Annotated in this window: 24 protein-coding genes; 6 read left to right on the forward strand and 18 right to left on the reverse strand. The window is 63.2% G+C overall.

What is annotated here, in order from left to right:
• Nucleotides 1-7: 7 nt before the first annotated feature.
• The 4 genes from AC097R_RS10270 to AC097R_RS10285 all read right to left on the reverse strand — a co-directional run bounded on the left by AC097R_RS10270 (nucleotide 8) and on the right by AC097R_RS10285 (nucleotide 5,511).
• Entirely contained in the window at nucleotides 8-991 is a 984-nt protein-coding gene (locus AC097R_RS10270; RefSeq protein ID WP_479597976.1) for an ABC transporter substrate-binding protein, read from the reverse strand.
• Entirely contained in the window at nucleotides 988-3,330 is a 2,343-nt protein-coding gene (locus AC097R_RS10275; RefSeq protein ID WP_479597977.1) for a PAS domain-containing protein, read from the reverse strand. The genes AC097R_RS10270 and AC097R_RS10275 overlap by 4 nt, the downstream gene beginning before the upstream one ends.
• A 6-nt stretch (nucleotides 3,331-3,336) precedes the next feature.
• On the reverse strand, nucleotides 3,337-4,362 hold the full coding sequence (locus AC097R_RS10280; protein WP_479597978.1) for an ABC transporter substrate-binding protein: 1,026 nt from the start codon (nucleotides 4,360-4,362) through the stop codon (nucleotides 3,337-3,339).
• Between the two features lie 129 nt (nucleotides 4,363-4,491).
• Nucleotides 4,492-5,511, reverse strand: coding sequence for a zinc-binding alcohol dehydrogenase family protein (locus tag AC097R_RS10285; protein ID WP_479597979.1), 1,020 nt, complete (start codon nucleotides 5,509-5,511; stop codon nucleotides 4,492-4,494).
• A 103-nt stretch (nucleotides 5,512-5,614) separates the two neighbouring features.
• Here AC097R_RS10285 and AC097R_RS10290 point away from each other — a divergent pair, with 103 nt between their 5' ends.
• Nucleotides 5,615-6,541 (forward strand): LysR family transcriptional regulator, encoded by a 927-nt coding sequence (locus AC097R_RS10290; protein ID WP_479597980.1) that lies wholly within the window; start codon nucleotides 5,615-5,617, stop codon nucleotides 6,539-6,541.
• Between the two features lie 6 nt (nucleotides 6,542-6,547).
• Here AC097R_RS10290 and AC097R_RS10295 read toward each other — a convergent pair whose 3' ends face one another.
• The 4 genes from AC097R_RS10295 to AC097R_RS10310 form a co-directional block, all read right to left on the reverse strand.
• Nucleotides 6,548-8,161, reverse strand: coding sequence for a methyl-accepting chemotaxis protein (locus tag AC097R_RS10295; protein WP_479597981.1), 1,614 nt, complete (start codon nucleotides 8,159-8,161; stop codon nucleotides 6,548-6,550).
• A gap of 14 nt (nucleotides 8,162-8,175) precedes the next feature.
• Nucleotides 8,176-9,498 (reverse strand): ABC transporter substrate-binding protein, encoded by a 1,323-nt coding sequence (locus tag AC097R_RS10300; protein WP_479597982.1) that lies wholly within the window; start codon nucleotides 9,496-9,498, stop codon nucleotides 8,176-8,178.
• Between the two features lie 125 nt (nucleotides 9,499-9,623).
• Nucleotides 9,624-10,526 (reverse strand): sugar phosphate isomerase/epimerase family protein, encoded by a 903-nt coding sequence (locus AC097R_RS10305; RefSeq protein WP_479597983.1) that lies wholly within the window; start codon nucleotides 10,524-10,526, stop codon nucleotides 9,624-9,626.
• Between the two features lie 5 nt (nucleotides 10,527-10,531).
• The gene (locus AC097R_RS10310) at nucleotides 10,532-11,419 is read right to left on the reverse strand and encodes a 4-hydroxyphenylpyruvate dioxygenase (protein ID WP_479597984.1); all 888 of its coding nucleotides are present in this window, start codon (nucleotides 11,417-11,419) and stop codon (nucleotides 10,532-10,534) included.
• 191 nt (nucleotides 11,420-11,610) lie between these two features.
• Between AC097R_RS10310 and AC097R_RS10315 the strand changes: the two genes are divergently transcribed.
• Nucleotides 11,611-12,417 carry an IclR family transcriptional regulator domain-containing protein gene (locus tag AC097R_RS10315; protein ID WP_479597985.1) on the forward strand — a complete coding sequence of 269 codons (807 nt, stop codon included), beginning with the start codon at nucleotides 11,611-11,613 and terminating at the stop codon, nucleotides 12,415-12,417.
• 11 nt (nucleotides 12,418-12,428) lie between these two features.
• Here the strand turns inward: AC097R_RS10315 and AC097R_RS10320 are convergent, their stop codons facing one another.
• Nucleotides 12,429-13,220, reverse strand: coding sequence for a response regulator (locus AC097R_RS10320; RefSeq protein ID WP_479597986.1), 792 nt, complete (start codon nucleotides 13,218-13,220; stop codon nucleotides 12,429-12,431).
• Nucleotides 13,221-13,355: 135 nt separating this feature from the next.
• Here AC097R_RS10320 and AC097R_RS10325 point away from each other — a divergent pair, with 135 nt between their 5' ends.
• Nucleotides 13,356-13,667 (forward strand): DUF1330 domain-containing protein, encoded by a 312-nt coding sequence (locus AC097R_RS10325; RefSeq protein ID WP_479597987.1) that lies wholly within the window; start codon nucleotides 13,356-13,358, stop codon nucleotides 13,665-13,667.
• A gap of 4 nt (nucleotides 13,668-13,671) precedes the next feature.
• Here AC097R_RS10325 and AC097R_RS10330 read toward each other — a convergent pair whose 3' ends face one another.
• From AC097R_RS10330 to AC097R_RS10340, 3 genes are read right to left on the reverse strand one after another with little or no spacing between them, the layout of a single operon-like run.
• Nucleotides 13,672-13,974, reverse strand: a complete 303-nt coding sequence (locus AC097R_RS10330) for a DUF2007 domain-containing protein (RefSeq protein WP_479597988.1) — start codon at nucleotides 13,972-13,974, stop codon at nucleotides 13,672-13,674.
• A gap of 9 nt (nucleotides 13,975-13,983) precedes the next feature.
• Complete coding sequence (locus tag AC097R_RS10335; protein WP_479598120.1) at nucleotides 13,984-14,403, reverse strand: DUF1801 domain-containing protein; 420 nt, start codon at nucleotides 14,401-14,403, stop codon at nucleotides 13,984-13,986.
• Nucleotides 14,404-14,422: 19 nt separating this feature from the next.
• A complete protein-coding gene (locus AC097R_RS10340; protein ID WP_479597989.1) occupies nucleotides 14,423-14,977 on the reverse strand; it encodes a helix-turn-helix transcriptional regulator in 555 nt (184 codons plus the stop codon).
• 123 nt (nucleotides 14,978-15,100) lie between these two features.
• Between AC097R_RS10340 and AC097R_RS10345 the strand changes: the two genes are divergently transcribed.
• The 3 genes from AC097R_RS10345 to AC097R_RS10355 are packed head-to-tail and all read left to right on the forward strand — an operon-like array spanning nucleotide 15,101 to nucleotide 16,994.
• Entirely contained in the window at nucleotides 15,101-15,808 is a 708-nt protein-coding gene (locus tag AC097R_RS10345) for a CoA transferase subunit A (protein ID WP_479597990.1), read from the forward strand.
• Nucleotides 15,809-15,810: 2 nt separating this feature from the next.
• Nucleotides 15,811-16,449, forward strand: coding sequence for a CoA transferase subunit B (locus AC097R_RS10350; protein ID WP_310338355.1), 639 nt, complete (start codon nucleotides 15,811-15,813; stop codon nucleotides 16,447-16,449).
• Between the two features lie 53 nt (nucleotides 16,450-16,502).
• Nucleotides 16,503-16,994, forward strand: coding sequence for a hypothetical protein (locus tag AC097R_RS10355; protein ID WP_479597991.1), 492 nt, complete (start codon nucleotides 16,503-16,505; stop codon nucleotides 16,992-16,994).
• 72 nt (nucleotides 16,995-17,066) lie between these two features.
• Here AC097R_RS10355 and AC097R_RS10360 read toward each other — a convergent pair whose 3' ends face one another.
• The 6 genes from AC097R_RS10360 to AC097R_RS10385 all read right to left on the reverse strand — a co-directional run bounded on the left by AC097R_RS10360 (nucleotide 17,067) and on the right by AC097R_RS10385 (nucleotide 23,888).
• Nucleotides 17,067-18,632, reverse strand: a complete 1,566-nt coding sequence (locus tag AC097R_RS10360; RefSeq protein ID WP_479597992.1) for a DHA2 family efflux MFS transporter permease subunit — start codon at nucleotides 18,630-18,632, stop codon at nucleotides 17,067-17,069.
• 12 nt (nucleotides 18,633-18,644) lie between these two features.
• Nucleotides 18,645-19,931, reverse strand: coding sequence for an EmrA/EmrK family multidrug efflux transporter periplasmic adaptor subunit (locus AC097R_RS10365; protein ID WP_479597993.1), 1,287 nt, complete (start codon nucleotides 19,929-19,931; stop codon nucleotides 18,645-18,647).
• A gap of 38 nt (nucleotides 19,932-19,969) precedes the next feature.
• Nucleotides 19,970-21,451 carry an efflux transporter outer membrane subunit gene (locus AC097R_RS10370; RefSeq protein WP_479597994.1) on the reverse strand — a complete coding sequence of 494 codons (1,482 nt, stop codon included), beginning with the start codon at nucleotides 21,449-21,451 and terminating at the stop codon, nucleotides 19,970-19,972.
• Complete coding sequence (locus AC097R_RS10375; protein WP_479597995.1) at nucleotides 21,441-21,965, reverse strand: MarR family winged helix-turn-helix transcriptional regulator; 525 nt, start codon at nucleotides 21,963-21,965, stop codon at nucleotides 21,441-21,443. The genes AC097R_RS10370 and AC097R_RS10375 overlap by 11 nt, the downstream gene beginning before the upstream one ends.
• Before the next feature lie 116 nt (nucleotides 21,966-22,081).
• Complete coding sequence (locus AC097R_RS10380; RefSeq protein ID WP_479597996.1) at nucleotides 22,082-23,560, reverse strand: NAD-dependent succinate-semialdehyde dehydrogenase; 1,479 nt, start codon at nucleotides 23,558-23,560, stop codon at nucleotides 22,082-22,084.
• Nucleotides 23,561-23,594: 34 nt separating this feature from the next.
• Entirely contained in the window at nucleotides 23,595-23,888 is a 294-nt protein-coding gene (locus tag AC097R_RS10385) for a cupin domain-containing protein (RefSeq protein WP_479597997.1), read from the reverse strand.
• Nucleotides 23,889-23,911 lie beyond the last annotated feature (23 nt).

Raw genomic sequence — 23,911 nt, forward strand, 5'->3', positions numbered from 1 at the left:
CTATCGCTTATTTGATAGGGTCCACGGCCGACGGGGCGGCTTCGCGCAGCAGCGCGGGCTCTATCAAGCGCAGGGGGTTGGGCAGCTCAGCGTCTAGTTTGGCATGGCCTTCGCGTACCGCCCAGCGCAGCTGGCTGCTCAGGGTGCTGACCAGGGACTGGTCCAGCCGCACGCGGTAGTCCTGCTCTTTCATCTGGGCCTGGGCCGCAGCGCTGTCCAGGTTCAGCCGCCGCGCCAGTATCTGCGCTGCAGCATCCGGTTGCTCGCGAATGAATTGCTGGGCGCGGGCCAGCGCCCGCAGCACCTTGACCATCTCTGCCCGGCGCGCAGCCACCGCGCCCCGGGTGCTGACCAGGTTGAAGTGCTGGGTGTACACCCGCGGGTTGGGCAGCGCCAGGGCGTCGTCGCCCAGCAGCTTCATGGCGTTGGAGGCCAGCGGCTCCCAGATCGCCACGGCATCTACGTCCTTGAGCTGCAGCACCAGCCCCAGCTCGTCGGGTGGCAAAAAGATGTGTTGGACCATGCGGCTCTCGATCCCATGGAACAACAGCCAGCTGTCCAGAAAATACTGGGCCGATGTGCCTTGCACCGTGGCCAGGCGTTTGCCACGCACCTGCTCGGGTGTGGCAATGCCGGCGCTGCGCCGTGCGATCAGTTTGATTTGGTGCGACGAAGCGCTCAGGGTGCCCAAAATGGCCAGGTCGGGCCGCGCAAAACTGTTGATCGCGACCACGACATCTGCAGCCGTCGCCAGGTCGACGGCGCCATCGGTCAACAGCTTCAGGCAACTGCGCCCGCTGCTGCACTCCACCAGATTCAGTTCTATCCCCTCGCTCTTGAAGTAGCCATTGCCTTCGGCCGCGTACACCAGCAGCGACACGGGGCCGCTGGACACCGCCAGGTTCAGCGGGGCGGCCAGCGCACAGCCACAGGCCCACGCCACGATCAGTGCGGTCAGGCGGGGAAAACGGAAGGTGGAGAACCAGTTCATGCCATGTGAAAAGTATCGCGTCCTGCGGCCTTGGCATCGTACAGCGCTTCGTCAGCACGGGCCAAGAGTTGGGGCACGGTGATCGCAGGGCTGGTCGGGTCATGGAACGCGACGCCAACACTGGTGGTGACCAGAAGCGGCCGGCCATCCAGGTCCATGGGAACGGCCGCGGCCTCCACAATCTTGCATGCCACGGCGGCTGCTTCGTCACCGCTGTGCAGCCCTTCCAGAATCACCACAAACTCGTCGCCCCCTAGCCGGGCCACCAGGTCGACCTGGCGTACGTTGGCCTGCAGGCGCTTGGCAAATTCACGTAACACCGCATCGCCCATGGCATGGCCCAGCGTGTCATTGACGGACTTGAAGCGGTCCACATCCAGAAACATCAGGGCCAGCCCGTCTTTGGAGCGTTCAGCACGCTCCAGCGCCTCGGCCATCTTCTCGTTGAACTGCAGCCGGTTGGGCAGGCCGGTGAGGGTGTCAAACCTTGCCAGCGCCTGCAGCTGCCGCTCGTAGGCTTTGATGGCCGAGATGTCGGTACTGAGCGTGTAGACACCGAGCACGGTGCCATCGCTGTCCACCTCGGGAATGTAGCTGGTGGTCAGGCTGCGTGTGACGCCCAAGGCGGTGGTTTCGGCCTCGTACTGCACGCGCTGGCCGCGCAAGGCGCGCTCGAGGTAGGGGCGGCGCGGCTCGTACACCTCAGCACCCACAATGTCGCGGATATTGCGGCCCACCATCGCCTGCGGGTCAGCGCCCAGCCAGGTGCGGAACGTTTCGTTGGCAAACTGCACCACACCGTCTCCATCCATGTAGGAGATCAGTACGGGCAGGTTATCGGTGATTTGGCGCAGCCGCAGCTCACTGCGCTTGCGCTCCTGTTCGGCACGGCGCACCTTGGTGATGTCGAAGGACATCAGGTAGAAGCCCTGCACCTCGCCCTGCGGGCCCATGTCTGGCACCAGGTGGGCCTGGAAGTAGGCGTCCTGTCCGTTACGCTGGATGTGGCCCTCAAAGCCGCAGACTTCACCTTGCAGTGCGCGCTGCACATAGGGTTGGTGCTGGGCGTAGCTGTCTTCGCGCAGGCCGGAACGCAGGGTGTGTTGGGTCGCATCCTTGCTGTCGATGCCCTGCAGCTTCAGTATCGTGTCATTGGCAAACAGACAGCGTTCCTGCGCATCAAAGTGGCCCACCATGGCGGGAATGTTGTTGGTGATGGCGCGCAGGCGCTCCTCGCCCTGGGCGTAGGCGCGCTGGATGGCCTTGAGTTCGGTGATGTCCTTGGCGGTCGCAAAGATGCCAATGACCTCACCCGCCTCATTGAAATCCGGGATGTAGTCGGTCAGCAGGCACACAGCCTTGCCACGCACGGTGTTCACACGTTCAAAGTGTTGACGCTCGCCCGCCAGTGCCGCCTGCAGGTGGGGCTGCAGCGAGGCATAGTTGGTGGGGCCCAGTGCGTCCGCCACCCGTTTGCCCACCAGGTCGCCGGGGTCTATCGCCAGCAGTTCCTGGAAATAAGCGTTGATAAATTGGTAGCGCTGATCACGGTCGATGTAGGCGATCAGGCTGGGCATGTTGTCGGTGATGAGGCGCAAGCGCTTGGCGGAGTCTTGCAACTGTTGGCGGTTATAGGCCAGGGTCTGCGTCATGCTGCCGAAGCGCCGTGACAGATCCCCCAGTTCGTCGTTGGTCTGGCTGACCAGGCGCTGGGACATGTCGCCTTTGGTCACCGCGGCAGTGGCTTCATCCAGTCGCCGCAGCGGGCGCAGCACGCGCCGGTGCACCAGCAGCACCAGTGATACCAAGATCAGCAACATGGTCGCCAGCGTGGAAAACGCCACGAACTGGAACTTTTTGTCGGCCGCACGCCGGGCTACGGTGGCGCTTTGGAACCACTGGTAGGCGTAGTCGCTCATGGCCTGGGTGCTGGTGAGCAGCTGGTCCATCAGCACTTCCTTGCGCCGCACATTGAACGGTCTATCGTCCTGGGGGATTTTTTCCAGGGCTTCAAAGAGCTCGGGCAGGGCCTGGCTCACGTTGCGCAGTTCGGTCAGCCCCGGGTCTTCGTCCAGGGTGGGCTCGCCGTTGCCCAGTAACTCGGCGATGGTGGCGTGGCGCTGGTGCCACTGTTCCGCAGTGCGCGATTCGGCATGGCGGGCGTACTCCTGGGTCAATACCAACAGGCCGGTGACTTCGTGCGAGGCTTCCTGCGCCTGGGTGCGCACGGCGCTGGTGCGGTTTTCCTCGTGCACCGCGCTGAGCGCCACCAGCGTCGCGACAAGGCCCACGGCCACCGACACCAAGCTGGTACTGAATAGCAGGCTGCGCAGTTTCATGGGTGTTTAGTGCAGAGTGGCCACAGCCTCGGGTTTGATGCCGCGCAGCGGTGCGCTGTGCACCAACTGCAAAAAGTTGGGTTTGAGCGGGCCTGTGGCATGGCCCTCCCGGCGGGCCCAGCGGGCTTCACCCTCCATGGTGACCAGCAGGGCCTGGTCCAGCCCCAGCCGGTAGCGCAGCCCGGGCCACACCGTGTCCACAAACTCGTGCTCCATCGCCAGCCGCTGCATCAGCACCGCCTTGGCGTCTGCGGGTTGTTCCTGGATAAAACGCTCGGCCCGCTCTACGGCGCGCAGCAGCTTGGCCAGCGCACCATCCCGGGCCCCCACCAGCTTGCGGTGGCTCACCAGGTTGAAGCTCTGGATGTAGGCGCTGCCGCTGGGCAGTACCGTGGCACCTGCACCCATGGCCTTGAGCGCCAGGTAGCCATAGGGCTGCCAGACCGAGATGGCATCCACCTTGCCCGACTGCAGCGCCTGCACCATGTCTTCGGGCTGCACGTCCACCACGGTCAGGGCTTGCGGGTCCACACCCGCGGTCAGCAGGTAGAGCTCCAGAAAATACTCGCTGGCCGTGCCCTTGATGGCGCCTATGCGCTTGCCTTCCAACTGAGCGGGTGTTTTGATGCCCATGCGCGCATTGGTAATGAGCTTGATGTCATCGCTGGATTTGGTGAAGGTGCCAATCACCGCGTAGTCGCTGCTGGAGAAGCTGTTCATCACCACGGGCAGGTCGCCCACGGTGGCCACATCGGCATGGCCCTCCAGCACCTGGCGCAGGCAGCGGTGGCCGCCAATGCATTCGTTGAACTTGATTTCCAGCCCCTCGGTGCTGAAGTAGCCGTTCTGCTGGGCGACGTACAGCGGCAAGGAGAGTGGGGAGCGCGACACCGCCAGGGTCAGTGGCTCGGCCCATGCGCAGCTTGCGGCCGCCAGCACCATCCACAGGCCCAGGCGCGCAGCCCAGCGCCGAGCGGCCGGGGGCCGCTGCGACGCGTGGATAGACGCCAGTGAGAAGACATCTGCTTGCATGGTGTGTTGCCCTAGATGGGGCCTCCCTCGCCCGCATTATGCACATACCCAGTGGCAGAAGATTATCGATAAAGTTGACCTCTAGCCCGCGTGGAATATGCGCCAGCAGCTCCTAATTCAATAGCGGACTTAGTTCCAGCCCTCCAGCACCATCTTGCCGCGCGCCGTGCCAGACTCGACCAGCGCATGCGCGCGCTTGAGGTTGTCGGCGTTGATGCGGCCAAAGTTTTCGGCCAGCGTGGTGCGCACCAGGCCCGCGTCCACCAGCTGGGCCACCTCGTTGAGCAGGTGGTGCTGGGCGATCAGGTCGGGCGTGTTGAACATGGGGCGGGCAAACATCATCTCCCAGTGCACCGAAGCGGCCTTGCGCTTGAAGGGCATCACGTCCAACGTGGGCAGGTCATCAATCAGGCCAAACTGGCCCTGCGGCGCCAGCGCCTCCAGAATCTGCGGCAGGTGCTGGCCCGTATGGGTCAGGCTGATGACGATGTCCACCTGCGCAATGCCGATGCGGGCCAACTGCTCGGTCAGCGGCTGGGTGTGGTCAATCACATGGTGGGCACCCAGCGCTTTGACCCAGGCCTGCGTCTCGGGGCGCGAGGCCGTGCCGATGATGGTGAGCGCCGTGAGGCGGCGCGCCAGCTGGACGAGGATGGAACCCACGCCACCGGCCGCGCCAATCACCAGCAGGCTCTTGGGGTTGGGCTTTTTGCCGGGCTGCACGCCCAGGCGGTCAAACAACAATTCCCACGCGGTGATGCTGGTCAGGGGCAGGGCGGCGGCCTGGGCAAAGTCCAGGCTGGCGGGCATGTGGCCCACGATGCGTTCGTCCACCAGGTGCAGCTCGCTGTTGGTGCCGGGGCGCTGGATGGCGCCGGCGTAGTACACGCGGTCGCCCTCCTTGAACAGCGTCACGTCCGAACCCACGGCGCGCACGATGCCACTGGCGTCATAGCCCAGCACCTTGTAGTCCTGGCCGGCAGCGGGTGCGGCACTGGCACGCACCTTGGTGTCCACAGGGTTGACCGAGACGGCGCGCACTTCCACCAGCAGGTCATGCCCCTGGGCCACAGGCGTGGGCAGGGTGATGTCTTGCAGCGAGGTGGCGGTGCTGAGGGGCTGGGGATGCTGGTAGCCGATGGCTTTCATGGTGGGTTTCCTTGCAAATTGAACAGAGGAGCGAATCTTCCGTCTTATGCTCAATGAGAAAAATGGGGTGTGGATTGAACCAGCTTTCAAATAAAATTTGAAAATGAAAGCCCTGCAAGACCTGGACATCTTTGTGCGCACCGTGGACACCGGCAGCCTGTCGGCCACGGCACGGGCGCTGGACATCACGCCGGCGGCAGCCAGTGCCGCGCTCAAGCGGCTGGAGGCCGAGCTGCACACCAGCCTGCTGGTGCGCTCCACCCGCAGCCTGCGGCTAACGCCCGAGGGGTCGGTGTTTCTGGAGCACGCTCGGCTGGCGCTCACCACCCTGGGCGAGGGCCAGCAGGCGCTGAGTACGGGTCGCCACCAGGTGCAGGGCGTGCTGCGGCTGGCCGCGTCGTCGGACATGGGGCGCAATGTGCTGCTGCCCTGGCTGGAGGATTTTCAGGACCAGCACCCGCAGGTGCGGTACCGCCTTACGTTGTCCGACCGCATGGCCAATATGTACAGCGAGCCGGTGGACGCCGCCTTTCGCCACGGCAAGCCGCGCGACTCCAGCCTGGTGGCGCTGCCGGTGGCGCCCGACAACCGGCGCGTGCTGGTGGCATCACCCGATTACCTGCGCACCCACGGCACGCCGGCCACGCCACAGGCGCTGGCGGAGCACGACTGTCTGTGCTTCATGCTGGGCGGTGAGGTGAACCACCGCTGGACCTTTGCGCACGACGGCCAGCCACTGGCCGTGCGGGTGCAGGGCGGCCATGTGACCAACGACGGCGACGTGGTGCGGCGCTGGGCGCTGGCCGGGCGCGGTGTGGCCTACAAGGCCTGGATCGACGTGGCCCATGACCTGGCTGCGGGCAGGCTGGTGGCGCTGTGCCCTGACTGGGAGACCGAGCATGTGCCGCTGTACATGGTGCTGCCCGATCGGCGCCAGCTCACCCCGGCGCTGCGCCTGCTGCGTGAGTTTGTGGCCCAGGCCTGTGCGGCACTGCCTGGGGCCGAGAATGTAAGCCAAATAGGCCGCTAGCCCCCGTTAACTCAGCGCAAGCAGCTCCTGATTTTGTAGCACGCTGTCGTCGGTCTGGAACACCGCAACCACGCGCACCAGTTCGCTGGCCTGCGATTTGAGGCCGCTGGCCGCGGCTGCCATTTGCTCCACCAAGGCCGCGTTTTGCTGGGTCACCTGGTCCATCTCGTTCACCGATTCGCCAATCTGCGAGACCCCCGCGCTCTGGTCCGAGCTGGCGGCGCTGATCTCGCCCACGATGTCGGTCACCTTGCGGATGGCGCCCACCACCTCGGCCATGGTGCTGCCCGCACGGTCCACCAGCGCCGTGCCTTGCTCCACGCGCTGCACGCTGGTGCTGATGAGCTGCTTGATCTCTTTGGCAGCCTCGGCACTGCGGCCCGCCAAGGATCGAACTTCGGACGCCACCACCGCAAAGCCCCGGCCCTGTTCGCCAGCGCGCGCGGCTTCCACCGCCGCGTTCAGCGCGAGGATGTTGGTTTGGAATGCAATGCCGTCGATGACAGAAATGATGTCGGCAATCTTGCGGCTGGCTTCGTTAATGCCCTTCATGGTTTGCACCACTTGGCCCACCACATCGCCACCTTGCACGGCCACGGCCGAGGCGTCCAGCGCCAGCTGGTTGGCGTGGCCCGCACTCAGCGCGTTTTGCCGCACCTTGGCGTTCAGGTCTTCCATGCTGGAGGCGGTTTCTTCCAGCGCGCTGGCCTGGTGTTCGGTGCGGCTGCTCAGGTCATGGTTGCCTTGGGCAATCTCGGAGCTGGCATTGGCCACGCCGTCCGCCCCGTGGCGCACGGCGTGCACGATGCGCGTGAGCGAGGCCTGCATGCGCGCCATGGCGGCCACCACGCTGGTGGTGTCGCCGCTGCGCACGGCAATCGGGGTGGCCAGGTTGGCATCGGCAATGGCGCGCGCCAGCTGCGCCACATAGGCCGGTTGGCCGCCCAGCTCACCCAGCAGGCGGCGCGTGATGAACACCCCGAGCACGATAGACACCAGCACCGCAATGCCCGAGACGCTGAGCAGCATCAGGTTGGCGCGTAGCACCGAGGCGCGGCCCATGTCCTTGGCGGTTTCGGCCTGCGCTACGTGGGCGGCCCAGAGTTTTTGCACCGCGTCGTACGCGCCCTGGTAGGCCTGCTGGCTGGGGCCGCTGAAGTAGTCGCTGGCCTCGACCGCGCGCTCGGACTCGGCACCCGCTGCCGAGTTGGACATTTGCAGGAAGGTGGAACGCGACGCGTTGAACTTGGCCAGTGCATCGGTCAGCGTCTTCACCTCGGCGCCTTGGTCTTGCGCGCCGCCGGTGGCGGTGTAGCGCTGCAGCGCGGTGTCCAGCGCTTTCACGGCGGTCTTCACCGCGGCCTCTTCGCGGTCTTTCGCGGGCATGGTCAGCGCGGCCAGGTGGCTTAGTTCGGCCGTACGCACCACCTGCAGCCGGTCGTTCACCTCGCTCAGCGCGGTGAGGGTGGGCAGGGTCTGGTCCACCAGCGATTGCAGGTCCTGGTTGATGGCGGCAATGCGACTCCAGCCGGTCAGCGCGAGCATGAGGCCCAGCACCACCATGGCGGCAAAGGCCGCGCCCAGTTGGCGGCCTACGGTCCAGAAAGAGGGTTTGGGCATGGCAGGGCTCCTTGTCATTTGTAGTAACCCGCCCCGCGCATCAGCAGGTCGGTTTTGGCCTGGGCTTTTTGCAGGGCCTGGTCCACGGTCTGCTTGCCAGCCAGCGCATCACGGATCTCGGCGCCGGTGATCTCACCAATATCTTGAAACTCGGGGATGGCCACAAACTGCACACCCACATAGGGGGCCTTGCCCTCGGTGGCGTCCCGCGGGTTGGCGGTCACCATGGCAATGGCTTCGGTCATGGCAAAGCGCGCGGCCTTGGTGAACTCGGGGCGTTGGTAGGTGGACAGGCGCGTGCCCGATGGCATGGCGGCCCAGCCGTTGGTATCGGCCACCAGGCGCAGGTAAGGCTCGGACGTGGCCCACTGCACAAAGCGCTGGGCTGCGTCGGCATTTTTGCTGCTGGCCGGTATGGCCAGCGCCCAGGCCCAGAGCCAGCCCGCGCCCTTGGTGGTGACCGCGGTGGGTGCCAGCGAGAAGCCGGTGACGCTGGCCACCTTGCTGAACTTGGGATCGATCAGCGCGCCACCGGCACTGGTGGCGTCCACCCAGATGCCGCATTTGCCCTGGGCAAACAGGTCCAGGTTTTCGTTGAAGCTGTTGTTCACCGCATTGGGGGGGCCGTACTGGTTGAGCAGCTTCACGTAGAACGACACCGCGTCTTTCCAGGGCTTGGTGTGGATTTGCGGGCGCCAGGCCATGTCGAACCACTGGCCGCCAAAGGTGTTGACCATGGTGCTGAGCAGGGCCATGTTGTCGCCCCAGCCCGCGCGTCCGCGCAGGCAAATGCCGTAGAGCCCGGCCGCAGGGTTGTGGATCTTGGCCGCGGCGGCAGCAATCTGCTCCCAGGTAGGGCGGTTGTTGATGGAGAGGCCTGCCTTGTCAAACAGGTCGGTGCGGTACATGGTCATCGAACCTTCGCCATAGAAGGGCGCGGCGTACAGGCGCTTGTTGTACGAGAGGCCATCGCGCACCGTGGGGATCAGGTCCTTCACGTTGTAGGCGTCGGTGGGCGTGATCTCGCGCAGCCAGCCCTTGGCGGCCCAAATCGGGGTCTCGTACATGCCAATGGTGACCACGTCAAACTGGCCGCCCTTGTTGGTCACGTCCGCACTGACGCGTTGGCGCAGGTCGGCCTCTTCCATGGTGGTCCACTTGACGCGGATGTCGGGGTTGGCCTTTTCGAAATGCACGCTGAGCTTTTGCATCTCGATCATCTGCCGGTTGTTCACCGTGGCGACGGTGATGTCTGTGGCCGCTCGCGCGGGCACCCACGCCAATGTGCCGACGGCTGCGGCGACCAGGGACCAGATCCAACGATTTTGTGTTTTCATAACCAATACGATGCAGTGAGAATCTGCATCTCAGGTTACGTCTCTGTACGGGCTTGCGCCAATACCCTGCCTTCAACGGCTTGTACCGTTCCTTCAATATCGGCTAGGGCTTTCCCTTAAGGTGTTTAGCGCGTGGCTTGCTTCAGGCGCAGCTGGTTGGGCAGGGGCACAGAGCGGCGCAGTACGTCCTCGCCCAGCCACAGCGCGGCGCGGCGCGCGCGCGCGGCCACGGTGGGCAGGGGCATTTGCTGGTAGTCGTCGTTGAACACTTCAAAGCTGTAGTCGCCGCGGTAGCCCAACTGGTGCAGCTTGAGCACCAGCTCGGCCAGGGCCTCGCTGTGCACGCCTTCGCCGGGGAACACGCGGAAGGTGCGCGCGGTGCTGATGCGTTCTTCCACCGTCTTGATTTCGTTCCACATGAAGTCCGCCAGCTGTACCAGGAAAATCTTGCTGGGGTCCAGCATCTCCAGCTCGTCCAGCGGGGTCTTGGTGGCAAACATGTGGAACGAGTCAAAGCCCAGGCCCAGGTTGGGCATGTCGGCCTGGGTGATCACATCCCAAGCCTGCGGAAACTCGTTGATCGTGCGGCCCCAAGAGAGGGCTTCAAACGCCACCTTGATGTTCATGGGGATGGCCAGCATGGCGAGCTTGCGCAGGTCGCGCACCAGCGCATCGGTGTCGCCCGTGGCGTGGGTGGAGGTGCTGGAGCAGGCCAGCATGACGCGGCAGCCCAGTGCCTGGCACATTTCCATCATGCTTTTGGCGATGTCGATCTTGTAGGCATGCAGGTGACCCGACAGGCCTTCAAAATCGCGCAGCACCTGAAAGCCGGTGACACGCAGGCCGCTGTCCTTCACCTCTTGCACCGCGGCCTCCCAGCCCTGCGGGTGGCCCACCAGGTCCCGGGCGGCCAGCATGACCTGGCCAAAGCCTGCGGCCCGCATGGCGTCCAGCTTGGCCTTGAGGGGCCCGGCCAGCGAGATGGTGTCCATCCCGAAGTCGTCAAATTTGCCTTCGAATTGGCTCATGGTGATCAACCCCGCGTGTGGTGGACCAGCTCGAACATGGCGTTACCCATGGTGGGGCGGGTCAGCGCGCCCTTGCTGTCCTGCGCGGGGTCTTTGCTGGGCACAAACTCCACGCCACGTGCGCGCAGCGCCGCTACGGTGGCGGGCACATCGGGCGTACCCAGGCCCACGCGCTGGAAGCATTCGTCGTCTTCCACGTCCAGCACGCCGGGCTCGGGCTCAATGAGCTGCAGGTAAAAGGTGTTGCACGGGCTTTGCAAAATCAGCCCCTTGGGCAGGATGCCGAATCGCGTTTCTGCGGGCAGGGCGGTGAAGCCAAACAGCGCGCTGTAGAACTCGGTCCAGTCGTCACTGCGGTCATTGCCGATGTACTGCACCACACCAAAGAAGTGCAGGCCCGCAATGGCGGGCGGGTGTTTGTCCACCGCGGGAACGGGGGTGAAGTCCACGTCGTAAATCGAGAACTCGCGGTGCCGGTCCACAAAGTAGATGCGGCTGTTGCCCACGCCATGGATGGCGGGAATGTGCAGCTCCATCACTTCCACCTGCACCGGCACGGCCCAGGCGCCGCGCTCCAACGCGCGCTGGTAGGCGGCCGAGGCGTCGTGCACGCGCAGGGCCATGGCAGCAATCACGGGTTTCTCGGTCAGTGCGGCGCCGCGGCCATGGGCATTGACGATGATGTTGATGTCGCCCTGGCGGTACAGCAGCACCTCGCGTGAGCGGTGGCGCGCAATGGGCCTGAAACCCATGGCCTCCAGCACCTGGCCCAGCGCCTGGGGTTTGGAGGTGGCGTACTCAATGAACTCAATGCCCTCCAGGCCCAGGGGGTTGGGGCCCTCGTCAATGTGTTCGCGGTCTGCGCCGCTGGGGCGGGGGGGGGGGGAAGCCATGGGGTTTTCTCGTCTGGTCTGTGCGGAGGTCGCGCAATAGGCGCAATTTGCAGCGGACTGTAGTGAGTGGCTTGATTTTTACGAAGCGTTATCTTTGTAAAATGTTCGTTTATCGATCTATGTTGATCGATGATCGATCGTAATAAGGGTTTTTGCTAGGTAATTACCCTTCCTGTTCCCAGGGTTCACCCATGCAAACTGACGCCCCCTCCGCCCCCGCACTGATAGAACCTCGCCTGCCCGGGCTGGACAGAAAAGACTGGATCGCCGGGCTGGAGAAAGGCCTGTCCATCATCGAAACCTTTGACGATGCCCACCCCCGCATGACGGCCAGCCAAGCGGGGGAGCGCTGTGGCATGACGCGTACCGCCGCACGCCGCTACCTGCTGACGCTGCAGCACCTGGGCTATGTGGCCACCGACGGCAAGCTGTTCTGGTTAACCCCGCGCGTGCTGCGCCTGGGGCAGTCGTACCTGGAGTCGGCGCGGCTGCCACGCATCGTGCAACCATTTCTGCAGCGGGTGACGGCGGGTACCCAGGAGATCGCCTATGTGAGCGTGATGGACGGTGACGACATCGTCTACATCGCCCGCAACGGCAGCAACCGCAGCGCCAATACCGGCTTTGTGCTCGGTGCACGCGTGCCCGCCCAGGTGACGGCGGCCGGCATGCTGATGCTGTCCATGCGCGAGCCCGAGTGGCTGGAGCGCTGGCTGGCTACGCATCCGCTCAAGGCCTATACCTCCCACACCATTGCCAGCAAAGACCGCTTGCGCGTGGAGCTGGCGCGCGTCCGCCTGCAGGGCTGGGCCGGGTCGGAGCAACAGTTGGAGCTGCACCACCGGGGCGTGGCTGTCCCTTTGATTGACCGCCACGGTGTGTTGGTAGGCGCGCTGAACGTGACCATGCCCATGGCCCATGAATCGACAGAAGACGCAGCCAACCGCGTGCTGCCCGTGTTGCAGGAAACCGCACGGGCCATGCGCAATCTGATTTGAGCGAACCCGCCTCAGGCGTGCAATGTGGTTTCTTGCCCGATGCCGCGGTAGCCCACAAAGCGGCAGTACTGGCCGAAGATGGGTTCACCACTCACCAGGTACTGTTTGCGCTTGCCATCGGGAGTCAGGCAGCTGTAGGGGTGGTTCAAAAACGGTTCGCGCGCAGCGATCTTGGCGTGCAGCGTGCGGCGCTCTGGGTCTGCCCCCTCTGCAGCGGGCACACCCAAAATGTCATGCACCGGCCCTGACACCTTGGTCAAGCTGCCATGCTCGTCTTGTTCCCAGAACCAGTCGGTGGCCAGCTCGGCCAGCGCTTTGTAGCGGGCCTCGCTTTCGCGCAGTTCGGCGGTGCGCTGCACCACGGCGGCCTCCAGCAGTTGGTCAAACGCATCCAGCTTCTTGTGCAGCAGATGGACTTCCAGCATGGTGTGGACACGCCGTTTGATCTCCACCAGGTCGAACGGCATGCTGACGATGTCGGGGGTCCCGGCTTGCAACGCCCGCAGCCTGTGGCTGGGATGGGCCGTCAGGACAATCACCGGCATATGGGTGGTTGTCGCCAAGCCATTCAGGTTGGGCATCTGCTGGTCAATGAGGATCAGGTCGTAGTCGGTTTTTCGTCGCAGCGCGTGGGCGTCTTCAGAGTTGACCGCAGACGTAACCTGGGTATAGCCCGCGTCGGACAGCAGGAGTTCAAGCAATTGAACGTTGGCCAATTGATCGTCAATGATCAAGATCCTGGCATCAAGAATTTCGGTAGGGCTGAGCATGGCAATGTCTACTTTTATGGGGACGTTTTCCATGCGGCTGGTGGCGCCACGGCAACGTTCTTGAAGTTTTTTTGTCCCTGATGTTCTGCGTAACAATGATCGGATTCTTGTATCCGCAGGTATGTACGGTTCCCAACATAGCGGGTATTTGAAATCAGGAGCTAGACGATGACAAAAGGGTATTGGATCGCGCGCGTGGATGTCACTGACCTCGAGCAGTACAAGGGCTACATCGATGCCAACGCTGCAGCGTTTGCCAAATATGGGGCCCGTTTTTTGGTGCGCTCGGGTCTGTTTGACGCGGTGGAGGGCGCTGCCCGCAACCGCAATGTGGTGATCGAATTTCCCAGCTACCAGGCCGCACAGGACTGCTGGAATTCCCCCGAATACCAACACGCCAAGAGCTTTCGCCTAGGGGCTGCGACGGCAGACGTGATTCTGATTGAGGGGTATGACGGCGTGCAGCCGGGAGCAGCGTAGCGCGTTAGCGCGGCATCCACGCGCCGCAGTTCCAGCACTGCTCAAACCCGCCCTCCACCAGTTCGCCGCATTGGCATGTCCATCGGTGCTGCGGCACGTTCTGCAGGTGGTGCAGCAGTTGTTGGGCGCTGGCTTCTTGCTCCGGGTGTTTGATCCACACCTCTGGCAGGCATTGATCGGGAGGCAGCTCGCCCGCTGCGCTTCCCAGGTACTGCCGCTGCACGCTCGCGTCTATGCCTTCGGCCTGCAAGGCGTCGGCCCATAGCGTGGCGATTTGCAGATTGGGGGCTTGGGCAAGGCGGGGCATGGCAGCAAATCAGGTTTTTGCTTTTTTGGCAGGCTTGGGCTTGGCAGCACTGTTGAGCGCGACCGCCTCAAGAATGAGGGCCTTGAATGCAGAGCTATCCACGTCTTCCCCCTCATGGATGTCAATTGCACGGCGCGCGTTGCCGTCCAGGCTTGCGTTGAAGAGCTGAGAAGGATCTGCCAGAGATGCGCCTTTGGCAAAGGTGAGTTTCACCTTGTCTTTGTAGGACTCGCCCGTGCAGAGGATGCCGTTGTGCGACCAGACCGGGGTGCCCATCCACTTCCATTCCTCGACAACGACGGGGTCCGCCTCGCGGATGAGCGCACGCAGAGTACGCAGGGTTTCACCGCGCCAGTCGCCTAAGTCGGCGATTCTTTGCGTGATCAGTTCGGAAGCGGACAGTTCGTGGTTCATGTCAGATTTTTTGATACGGCCCAGAGCCATGTTGCTACCCAGCCGTTAGTTTATGCACCAGATCCGCGGTGGTCGACGCCTTGTATTTGCGCATCAGCCGGGCGCGGTAAATCTCTACCGTGCGGTGGCTGATCGTCAGTGTTTTGCCAATTTGCTTGGAGGTCAAGCCCTGCATCAGGTAGGCGGCCACCTCGCGCTCGCGCGGGGTGAGTTCGGCTTTCACGGGGCGGCGCGCGCTCAGGTCTTCAAAGCACCAGATGCCGGCCGCGTGGGGCGCACTCTGGTTCAGCGCGCGGCCGGTCACGTGGCACCAAAAGGCCTCGCCCTTGAAGCGGCCGTCCACCCGCTTCATGATGCGGTCATCTGCGTAGGCGCCATCGCGGTTCATGATGGGGGCAATGCGGGCGCCGGTGCGCTCAAACTCATCGGCGCTGGGGTACAAAATCTGGAAAGACTGGTCGATGAGCTGTTCCCGTGTGGCCCCAAACATGTCGCACAGCTGCTGGTTGCAGTCCACGATGCTGCGGTTGCGCGACAAGGCCATGCCCACGGGGGCGATGTTGAAAGCAAGGCGGTAATCAATGTCCATGGGGTGAGCGGGCGTGGGAGTGGGGTAGTCGGGCCGAGGGTTTGGCTTTACGAAGAACTACGTATTCACATAAGTAGTATCGTAGCGGCCATGTTGTTTTCATCCACCTAGGAGATACGCGCAGTGAACAAAATCTATCCCAGTGCCGCCAAGGCACTTGAAGGCATCGTCAAGGACGGCCAACTGCTGGCCGTGGGCGGCTTCGGCCTGTGCGGCATTCCCGAGGCGCTGATTGACGCGCTGCGCGACAGCGGTGCCAAGAACCTGACCGCTATTTCCAACAACGCGGGTGTGGACGGCTTTGGCCTGGGCAAGCTGCTCGAAACCCGCCAGATCAAGAAAATGATCTCGTCCTACGTGGGCGAGAACAAGGAATTCGAGCGCCAGTACCTGGCGGGCGAGCTGGAACTGGAGTTCACCCCCCAGGGCACACTGGCCGAGAAGCTACGTGCCGGCGGTGCGGGCATTCCAGCTTTCTTCACCAAGACCGGCGTGGGCACCATCGTGGCCGATGGCAAGGAGCTGCGCGAGTTTGACGGCGAGACCTATGTGATGGAGCGTGCCCTGGTGCCCGATGTGGCACTGGTGAAGGCGCACCGTGCCGACAAATCCGGCAACCTCCAGTTCCGCTACACCGCCCGCAACTTTAACCCCGCGGCGGCCATGGCCGGCAAGATCACGGTGGTGGAAGTCGAAGAGATTGTGGAAACCGGCGACATCGCGCCCGACCAGGTGCACCTGCCCGGCATTTATGTGCACCGCATTGTGCTGAACGCCACGCCCGAAAAGCGCATCGAGAAACGCACCATCACCCCGAAAGAAGGAGTCTGACCATGGCCTGGAACCAAGACCAAATGGCGGCCCGCGCGGCCCATGAGCTGGAAGACGGCTTTTATGTGAACCTGGGGATCGGCATTCCCACACTGGTAGCCAACCACGTGCCTGCCGACAAAGAGGTGTGGCTGCAAAGTGAGAACGGCATGCTCGGCATTGGCCCGTTCCCCACCGAAGACGAGGTGGACGCCGACCTGATCAACGCTGGCAAGCAGACGGTGACGACCATCAAGGGCAGCAGCATTTTTGGCAGCCATGAGAGCTTTGCCATGATCCGCGGCGGCAAGATCAATCTGAGCATTCTGGGGGCCATGCAGGTCAGCGCCAAGGGCGACCTGGCCAACTGGATGATCCCTGGCAAGATGGTCAAGGGCATGGGCGGTGCCATGGACCTGGTGGCTGGTGTGAAGCGCGTGATTGTGCTCATGGAGCACGTGGCCAAGAAGAAAGATGGCACGGAAGACCTGAAGATCCTGCCCCAATGCACCCTGCCACTGACGGGCGTGGGTGTGGTGGACCGCATCATCACCGACCTGGCGGTGATGGACGTAACCCCTGAAGGCTTGAAAGTGGTGGAGCTGGCCCCGGGCGTGAGCCGCGAGGAATTGCAAGCGAAAACAGGGGTTCCCCTGCTCTGAGAGGGGGCTGACACCGGGTAAGATGCGATCGCCAATTCAAACCCGGGGAAAACATGTCCAGAGCGCTTAAATTTCTGATGTTCATTTATGCCGTGGTGTTCCTCACCACGGGGGCCTTCATGATCCTGATCGTGAACGCCGATGAGGGCTCGCAGCCCTGGATCACCCTGCTGGTGCGCAACCATGGCATCGTGTTTGTGTGGCACCTGGCCTGCTGGATGGTGATGGGCATGTTTTCCAACTACTACTGGGACCTGTTCAACATGGGCAAGGGCCTGGAGTCGGTGCAGGTCGGGCGCATTGTGTTGCCCCTGCTGGTGTCACCCATCGTGTTTTACCCCACGTACAACCTGTGGTTGTCCAGCAGCTCGCAAAGCTACATCCTGTTTGAAGTGATTGCCTTCCAGGGCGGTTTCTTCTGGCAGGCGCTGTTCACCAAGGCCAAGCCGCTGGAGCAGTCGCCCGTGATCCCCTGGTCGGTGAACAACGGTGCGCGCAACAGCCGTGCCACCACCGCACCGCAGGGCCCCGAACTGGGCCGCTAAGCGCAGCACACGGTGCCAACAAAAACGGGGCTTGAAGCCCCGTTTTTTTATGCCTGTAAAGCTGCCGCCCGATCAGTGGGCGCCTGCCGCAGCTTCTTTGGCGGCTGCAGCCCCCATGCGCTTGGGGCGTGCCAGCCACACCAGCGGAATCAGCACCATGAAGATCACGGCCGAGGCGTAGAACACATCGTTGGCAGCCAGTGTGGCGGCCTGCTGGTCAATCATGCGGTTGATCTGGCTCAGTGCCTGCTCACTGCTCATGCCCGAGGCATTCAGCCCCGCCAAGGCGTTGGTCGAGGCGCTGTTGCCGCGGTTGATCATCTCCGCCAACTGGGCATGGTGCATGGTGGTGCGGTCTTGCCAGATGGTGATGGCAATGGAGGTGCCGAACGACCCGCCCAAGACCCGCGCAAAGCTGGACAGACCCGAGGCGGATGCGATCTTGTCGCCCGGCAAACCACCCAGGGTGATGGTGGTCAGCGGGATGAAGAAAAACGCCAGCGCCACGCCCTGGATCACCGTCGGAATCATCAAGGTGCCAAAGTCTGCCGAGGTATTGAAATGCGACCGCATGAGCAGCACCACGGCAAACACGATGAAGGCAAATGTAGTGAGCTTGCGCGGATCGAACTTGGCGATGTTTTTCCCCACCAGCGGCGACAGAATGATGGCGAAGATGCCCACCGGTGCCATCAACATGCCAGCCTGGGTCGAGGTATAGCCCATGAACTGCTGCAACCACAGCGGCAGCAACACCAGGTTGCCCATGAACAGGCTGTAGGCCACGGACATGGACACCGTGCCGGTCCAGAAGTTGCGCACCTTGAACAGTTTCAAGTCCACCACCGGGTGGTCGTCGGTGAACTCCCAGACGATGAAGTAGGCAAACGCAATCACGGACACCACCGTCAGCGTGACGATTTCGGTGGAGTGGAACCAGTCCAGCTCCTTGCCGCGGTCCAGCATCATCTGGATGGCGGTGACGGCTACCACCAGCAAGCCCAGCCCCACCGTGTCGATAGGGAGTTTGCGGGTCGGGGTTTCACGCTTGTGGAAGATGGTCCAGGTGATGAAACCGGCCAGCAGCCCCACGGGAATGTTGATGAAGAAGATCCATCCCCAGTGGGCGTTGTCGGTGATCCAGCCACCCAGCAGCGGCCCCATCACGGGCGCCACCAGCGTGGTCATGGCCCAGAGCGCCATGGCCATGCCGGCCATGGCCGGCGGGTAACTGGAGAGCAGCAGCGTTTGGGCCAGCGGCATCATGGGGCCAGCCACAAAGCCTTGCAGCGCACGGGCAGCAATCAGCGTGTTCATGTTGGGAGCCAACCCGCACATCCAGGAGGAGAGTACGAACAGCAGCACGCTGGTGACAAACAGGCGCACTTGGCCAAAGCGCTGCGACAGCCAGCCGGTGAGGGGCAGCGCAATCGCGTTGGCCACACCAAAGCTGGTGATGACCCAGGTGCCCTGGTTGGGGCTGACGCCCAGGTCACCCGCGATGGCGGGCAGCGAGACGTTGGCAATGGACGAATCCAGCACGTTCATGAACGTGGCAGCGGACAGGGCAATGGTGCCCCACAGCCGGGCGGAGCCTTGCAGTGGCGCCGGTGGGGTGTAAGCGGCGGGGGAGCTCATGGAGGCTCCTGCTTAGTTGGCCTGCACAGTGGCCACGGGTGCTGCAGCGTGAGCGACCGCGTGGCTCGCAGCCCGCGGAGCGCTATGGCCCAGGTTGGCTGCAATCACGCGTTTCACTTCGTTGCCGGCCTGGCCGTCCAGGGCGGAGTACACCTCGGTCTGCACGCTGCTGGCCGTGCGGGGCGCATCGGCCAGGGATTTGCCGCTTTGGTCGGTCACGTCCACCGTAGCTTCCATGGACAGGCCCACACGCAGGGGGTTCTTGGCCAGTTGTTCAGCATCCAGCGCCACGCGCACGGGCACGCGCTGCACCACCTTGATCCAGTTGCCGGTGGCATTTTGTGCAGGCAGCAGGGCGAAGGCCGCACCCGTACCCGCACCTAGGCCGGCTACGGTGCCTGTGTATTCCACCTTCTTGCCGTAGAGGTCGGCGGTGAGCTTGACCGGTTGGCCGATGCGGATGTTGCGCAGTTGCACTTCCTTGAAGTTGGCATCCACCCACAGCTGGTTCAACGGGATGATGGACATCAGCGGTGCGCCGGCGGCCACGCGCTGGCCCAGTTGCACGGTGCGCTTGGCCACATAGCCATCCACGGGGGCTGGCAGGGCGGCGCGGTGCAGGGCCAGGTAGGCCTCACGCACCTTGGCGGCGGCGGCCATCACGCTGGGGTGGCCTTCCACGTTGGTGCCTTCGGTCAGGCTCTGGTTGCTGCTGAGCTGTTCGCGGGCGGCGGCCACACCAGCCTGTGCGGCGACCATCGCGTTTTGGGCGGCGGCGAGTTGCGACTTGGCATGGTTCAACTCTTCCTTGGACACGGCACCGTTGCCCGACAGGGCTTGGCGGCGGTTCAGGTCATCCGTGGCGCGGGCGATTTCGGTTTGTGCCTTGGCGATGTCCGATTCGCGCAGGGTGACTTGGGCCGACAGGCTGCCGTTGTTGGCGTACAGCGTGCGCACCTGGCGTACGGCTTGGGCCAGGTTGGCCTCGGCCTGGTCCAGCGCCACCTTGGCATCAGCGGGGTCCAACTGCACCAGGGGTTGACCAGCTTTCACGTAGTCGGTGTCGTCGGCCAGGATGGCGGTTACGGTACCGCCAATTTGCGGCGTGATTTGCACCACATTACCTTGCACGTAGGCATTGTCGGTTTCCTCGGAGTGGCGCGAGCCGTAGTACTCAAAGCCGCCATAGGCCAGGCCCAGCAGGACCACGATGGATACGACGGTGAGGGCCTTCTTGCGCTTGGAGTTGGGAGCGTCAGCGGCGATGGCGGTGGATGCGGCGGTAGTAGGTGCGTTCATGATGGGTCTGCCTAGTGAGGGAATGGGGTTCGGTTCAATTACTTGGCGGCGGCCACGGTGGTGGCGGTCGTGGTGTCGGGTTCGGTGTAGCCACCGCCCAGTGCGCGGATCAGCTGTACTTGCGTGTCCAGCGCGCGGGCGGCCAGGTCCACAGCCAGGCGGCGCTGGGTCAGCACCGCGGTTTCGGCGTTGAGCACGTTCAGGTAGTTGCCCAGGCCGGCTTCGTAGCGTTGCACGGCAATGGCGTAAGCCGATTCCGCCGAGCTTTGCGCAGCGCGCTGCTCGGTTTGCTGGCGGCGCAGGGCCTGGGTGCTGGCCAACTGGTCGGCCACGTCACGCACGGCGTCAATCACCAAGCCGTTGTAAGTCTCGATGGCGGCATCCAGATCCGCGGTCTTGCCCTTCAGGTTGGCTCGCAGGCGCCCGCCTTCAAAGATGGGCAGGCGAATGGCGGGGCCCACACCCCATTGGTCGCTGCCGGTCTCGACCAAGCGCTCCAGCCCGATGCTGGAGAAGCCGGCAAACGCGGTCAGGTTGATGTTGGGATAGAACTGGGCCTTGGCGTTGCTCACGTCGTGGGTAGCCGCCTCCACACGCCAGCGGGCGGCGGACACGTCGGCCCGGCGACCCAGCAAGTCCAACGGGATGGACTTCACTTCTGCTTGCGCATTTGCTATCGATTTGATAGCTGCTGGCGCAGGTTTGACGAGGGCTAGAGCACCATTTGGCTGTGAAGTCAGGGCGGTGAGTGCGTTTACCAGCAGGGCTTCCTGTTCCTTGAGTGCCTCGATCTGGTAGCGCGCGTCGGGCAGGGCGCTATCGCTTTGTTGCTGCTCCAGCGCAGTGTCCAGCCCGGCTTTCACGCGGTCTTGCACCAGTTGTTGGGCTTGCTGGCGCTGGGCCAGGGTGCGCTGGGCCACGTCCAGCTGGCCTTGGATGCGCACCCACTGGAAGTAGTTGCGCGCCACGTTGCTGGCGAGCACCATGCGGGCTGCCTGGGCATCGGCCTGGGCGGCACGGCTTTGGCCAATGGCGGCGTCGAGCGCCGCACGGTTCTTGCCAAACAAGTCCAGCTCCCAGCTGGCGCTGGCTTGCAGCGTGCCACTGTCGCGGATAGAGCCGGCCAAGGGCGCGGGAATCATGCCGTTCTTGGTGTACTTCTGCTGGGTGGCGTCCAGGCTGGCATTGACTTGGGGCAGGGTTGCCGAATCGGCGCTCTCAATGACGGCCTGCACCCGTTGCAACCGGGCTTGCGCCACGCGCAGCGAGGGGCTGTTGGCCAGGGCTTGGTCGACCAAGGTGTTGAGCTGGCTGTCGCCAAAGGTTTTCCACCACTGCGCGTCGAGCGCCGGGCTGGCGGCGGGAATGGCGTCTTGCGACAGGCCAACGGCTTGCGGCGCAATAGGCTTGGCTTGTGAAAAGATGCCGGAGAAATTGGCGCAGGCGGTCAGCGAAGCCAGGGCCACCACGGTCAGTGTGTGGCGTGCCCAGCGGGCGGAAGTAGGGGAATCAAGCCGCATCGGGGCCTCCTGGGATAGTTGTGTTGGGGGCCATCGCGGTGGCCGCGATGGTTTTGGAGTTGTCCAAGATGCGCTGCAGCAGGCTCTTGAGCAATTCGAACTCTTCAGTGGAAAAGCCGGCCAAGTGGGCGTTTTGGACCCCACTCAAGACCCGCGGGATTTCGGATGCAGCTTTGTTGCCCGCTTCGGTCAGTTCTATGTGGACCACGCGGCGGTCTTCTTCCGAGCGCTTGCGCTGGCACAAGCCCTTGGCTTCCAGCCGGTCCAGCATGCGCGTGGTGGCACCTGCGTCAAGCTGGCATGCGCGCGCCAGTTCGGCCACGGTGGAAGCGCGCTTGGTGTAGAGCTTGTAGAGGGGAATCCACTGGGCATTGGTCAGTTCGGTGTGCGCCAACTGGCGCTCCACCTCTTGCCCGACGTGGGCGATGATGAGCCGCATCAGATAGCCCACGCTGCCCTCGGGCTTGTAGCCGGCGGCGCAGTAAAAGCTGGGGGTGGTGTCGGAATCTTGCATGGCCCGAATATTAATTGCTTAGGCAATAATTGTCAAGGCTGTTTTTGATTGGGCAATTTAATCGGCAACAAAAAAGCCAGCAAACGCTGGCTTTTTGGGTGTGATTTCGCTTGGGGCTACTTCTGGATGTCACCTAGGCAAAGGTACTTCACCTCCACATAGTCGTCCATGCCGAAGTGGGAGCCTTCGCGGCCCAGGCCGGACTGTTTGACGCCGCCGAAGGGCACGTGTTCGGTGGCCAGAATGCCGACGTTCACGCCCACCATGCCGTACTCCAGCGCTTCACCCACGCGGTAGATGCGGCCGATGTCGCGGCTATAGAAGTAGCTGGCCAGGCCGAATTCGGTGGCATTGGCTGCGTCAATGGCTTCCTGCTCGGTGGTGAATTTGAACACCGGGGCAAACGGGCCGAAGGTTTCCTCACGAGCGCACAGCATGTCGGCGGTGGCGCCCGACACCACCGTGGGCTCGAAGAACTGGCCTTGCAGTGCGTGGCCGCCAGTTTCCACCTTGCCGCCCTTGGCCACGGCATCCGCCACATGGCGTTTGACCTTCTCTACCGCGGCGTCTTCGATCAGTGGGCCCTGCAGCACGCCGTCTTCAAAACCATTGCCGACCTTCATGGCTTTCACTTTGGCGCTGAACTTCGCCACGAACTGCTCGTACACACCAGCCTGCACATAGAAGCGGTTGGCGCAGACGCAGGTTTGGCCGGCGTTGCGGTACTTGCTGGCCAGAGCGCCTTCCACGGCGGAGTCCACATCGGCGTCGTCAAACACGATGAAGGGCGCGTTGCCGCCTAGTTCCAGCGAGAGTTTTTTGACGGTGGGTGCGCTTTGCGCCATGAGGATGCGGCCCACCTCGGTGGAACCGGTAAAACTCAGGTGGCGCACCACATCGCTGGCGCAGATGACCTTGCCCACGGCAATGGATTGTTCGCTGTCGGCGGTCACCATGTTGAGAACGCCGGCCGGAATGCCTGCGCGGATGGCCAGCTCGGCCGCAGCCAGGGCGGTCAGCGGTGTCAGTTCTGCGGGCTTGATCAGCACCGTACATCCGGCAGCCAGCGCTGGCGCGACCTTCCGGGTGATCATGGCCAAGGGGAAGTTCCAGGGCGTGATGGCTGCGCACACGCCGATGGGCTGCTTGATCACCATCAGGCGGCGGTTGTTGTCGAACTGGGGCAGGGTCTCACCGTTGACGCGCTTGGCCTCTTCGGCAAACCACTCCACAAAGCTGGCGCCGTAGGCGATCTCGCCCTTGGCCTCTGCGAAGGGCTTGCCTTGCTCGGCCGTCATGATGCGCGCCAAGTCGTCCTGATTGGCCATCAGCAGATCAAACCACTTGCGCAGCAAGATGCTGCGCTCCTTGGCGGTCTTGCCTTTCCAGGCGGGCAGGGCCGCGTTGGCCGCGCTAATCGCGGCCTCGGCATCCTTGGGGCCCAGGTTGGCCACATCGGCCAGCTTCTGGCCGGTGGCGGGGTCCAGCACATCAAAGCGGGTAGCACCTGGCACCCAGGCGCCGTTGATCAGGGCGTCGGTCTTAAGGAGGGTGGGGTCTTTGAGCAGGGAGAGGGGAGGGGTCAAGTTTTGCATAGGACGTTCATGTTGACAGAAGAGAATTAGTTATTTAGCGCACTTCGATTTCAATGAAGACTACCTCGTGGTCTGTAGGGTTGATTACGTTATGTTGCACGCCAACGCTGCGCGCATAGGATTGGCCAGCGACGAGCGGAACCGTCTTTGTTCCTTCCAATGTTTCCAGTTGCAATACACCGTAGGTTTGCGGTACGACAACGTAGTCGTGTTCGTGTATGTGCCAGCCTGTTTCGGCACCTGGCGCAAATCTCCATTCGGTCACGATGACGCGATCGTTGGATATTTGCACAGTGGGAACAGCGTACGGGCGAGGGAGACACGTCATAAGGTAAGCCTTGAATAGACAAG

It is taken from the genome of Rhodoferax sp. ZS1R25 (assembly GCF_056521335.1).

Coding starts and splice junctions, on each gene's coding strand:
- AC097R_RS10270 (WP_479597976.1), bottom strand. CDS start 991: ATGAACTGGTTCTCCACCTTCCGTTTTCCCCGCCTGACCGCACTGATC.
- AC097R_RS10275 (WP_479597977.1), bottom strand. CDS start 3,330: ATGAAACTGCGCAGCCTGCTATTCAGTACCAGCTTGGTGTCGGTGGCC.
- AC097R_RS10280 (WP_479597978.1), bottom strand. CDS start 4,362: ATGCAAGCAGATGTCTTCTCACTGGCGTCTATCCACGCGTCGCAGCGG.
- AC097R_RS10285 (WP_479597979.1), bottom strand. CDS start 5,511: ATGAAAGCCATCGGCTACCAGCATCCCCAGCCCCTCAGCACCGCCACC.
- AC097R_RS10290 (WP_479597980.1), top strand. CDS start 5,615: ATGAAAGCCCTGCAAGACCTGGACATCTTTGTGCGCACCGTGGACACC.
- AC097R_RS10295 (WP_479597981.1), bottom strand. CDS start 8,161: ATGCCCAAACCCTCTTTCTGGACCGTAGGCCGCCAACTGGGCGCGGCC.
- AC097R_RS10300 (WP_479597982.1), bottom strand. CDS start 9,498: ATGAAAACACAAAATCGTTGGATCTGGTCCCTGGTCGCCGCAGCCGTC.
- AC097R_RS10305 (WP_479597983.1), bottom strand. CDS start 10,526: ATGAGCCAATTCGAAGGCAAATTTGACGACTTCGGGATGGACACCATC.
- AC097R_RS10310 (WP_479597984.1), bottom strand. CDS start 11,419: ATGGCTTCCCCCCCCCCCCGCCCCAGCGGCGCAGACCGCGAACACATT.
- AC097R_RS10315 (WP_479597985.1), top strand. CDS start 11,611: ATGCAAACTGACGCCCCCTCCGCCCCCGCACTGATAGAACCTCGCCTG.
- AC097R_RS10320 (WP_479597986.1), bottom strand. CDS start 13,220: ATGGAAAACGTCCCCATAAAAGTAGACATTGCCATGCTCAGCCCTACC.
- AC097R_RS10325 (WP_479597987.1), top strand. CDS start 13,356: ATGACAAAAGGGTATTGGATCGCGCGCGTGGATGTCACTGACCTCGAG.
- AC097R_RS10330 (WP_479597988.1), bottom strand. CDS start 13,974: ATGCCCCGCCTTGCCCAAGCCCCCAATCTGCAAATCGCCACGCTATGG.
- AC097R_RS10340 (WP_479597989.1), bottom strand. CDS start 14,977: ATGGACATTGATTACCGCCTTGCTTTCAACATCGCCCCCGTGGGCATG.
- AC097R_RS10350 (WP_310338355.1), top strand. CDS start 15,811: ATGGCCTGGAACCAAGACCAAATGGCGGCCCGCGCGGCCCATGAGCTG.
- AC097R_RS10355 (WP_479597991.1), top strand. CDS start 16,503: ATGTCCAGAGCGCTTAAATTTCTGATGTTCATTTATGCCGTGGTGTTC.
- AC097R_RS10360 (WP_479597992.1), bottom strand. CDS start 18,632: ATGAGCTCCCCCGCCGCTTACACCCCACCGGCGCCACTGCAAGGCTCC.
- AC097R_RS10365 (WP_479597993.1), bottom strand. CDS start 19,931: ATGAACGCACCTACTACCGCCGCATCCACCGCCATCGCCGCTGACGCT.
- AC097R_RS10370 (WP_479597994.1), bottom strand. CDS start 21,451: ATGCGGCTTGATTCCCCTACTTCCGCCCGCTGGGCACGCCACACACTG.
- AC097R_RS10375 (WP_479597995.1), bottom strand. CDS start 21,965: ATGCAAGATTCCGACACCACCCCCAGCTTTTACTGCGCCGCCGGCTAC.
- AC097R_RS10380 (WP_479597996.1), bottom strand. CDS start 23,560: ATGCAAAACTTGACCCCTCCCCTCTCCCTGCTCAAAGACCCCACCCTC.
- AC097R_RS10385 (WP_479597997.1), bottom strand. CDS start 23,888: ATGACGTGTCTCCCTCGCCCGTACGCTGTTCCCACTGTGCAAATATCC.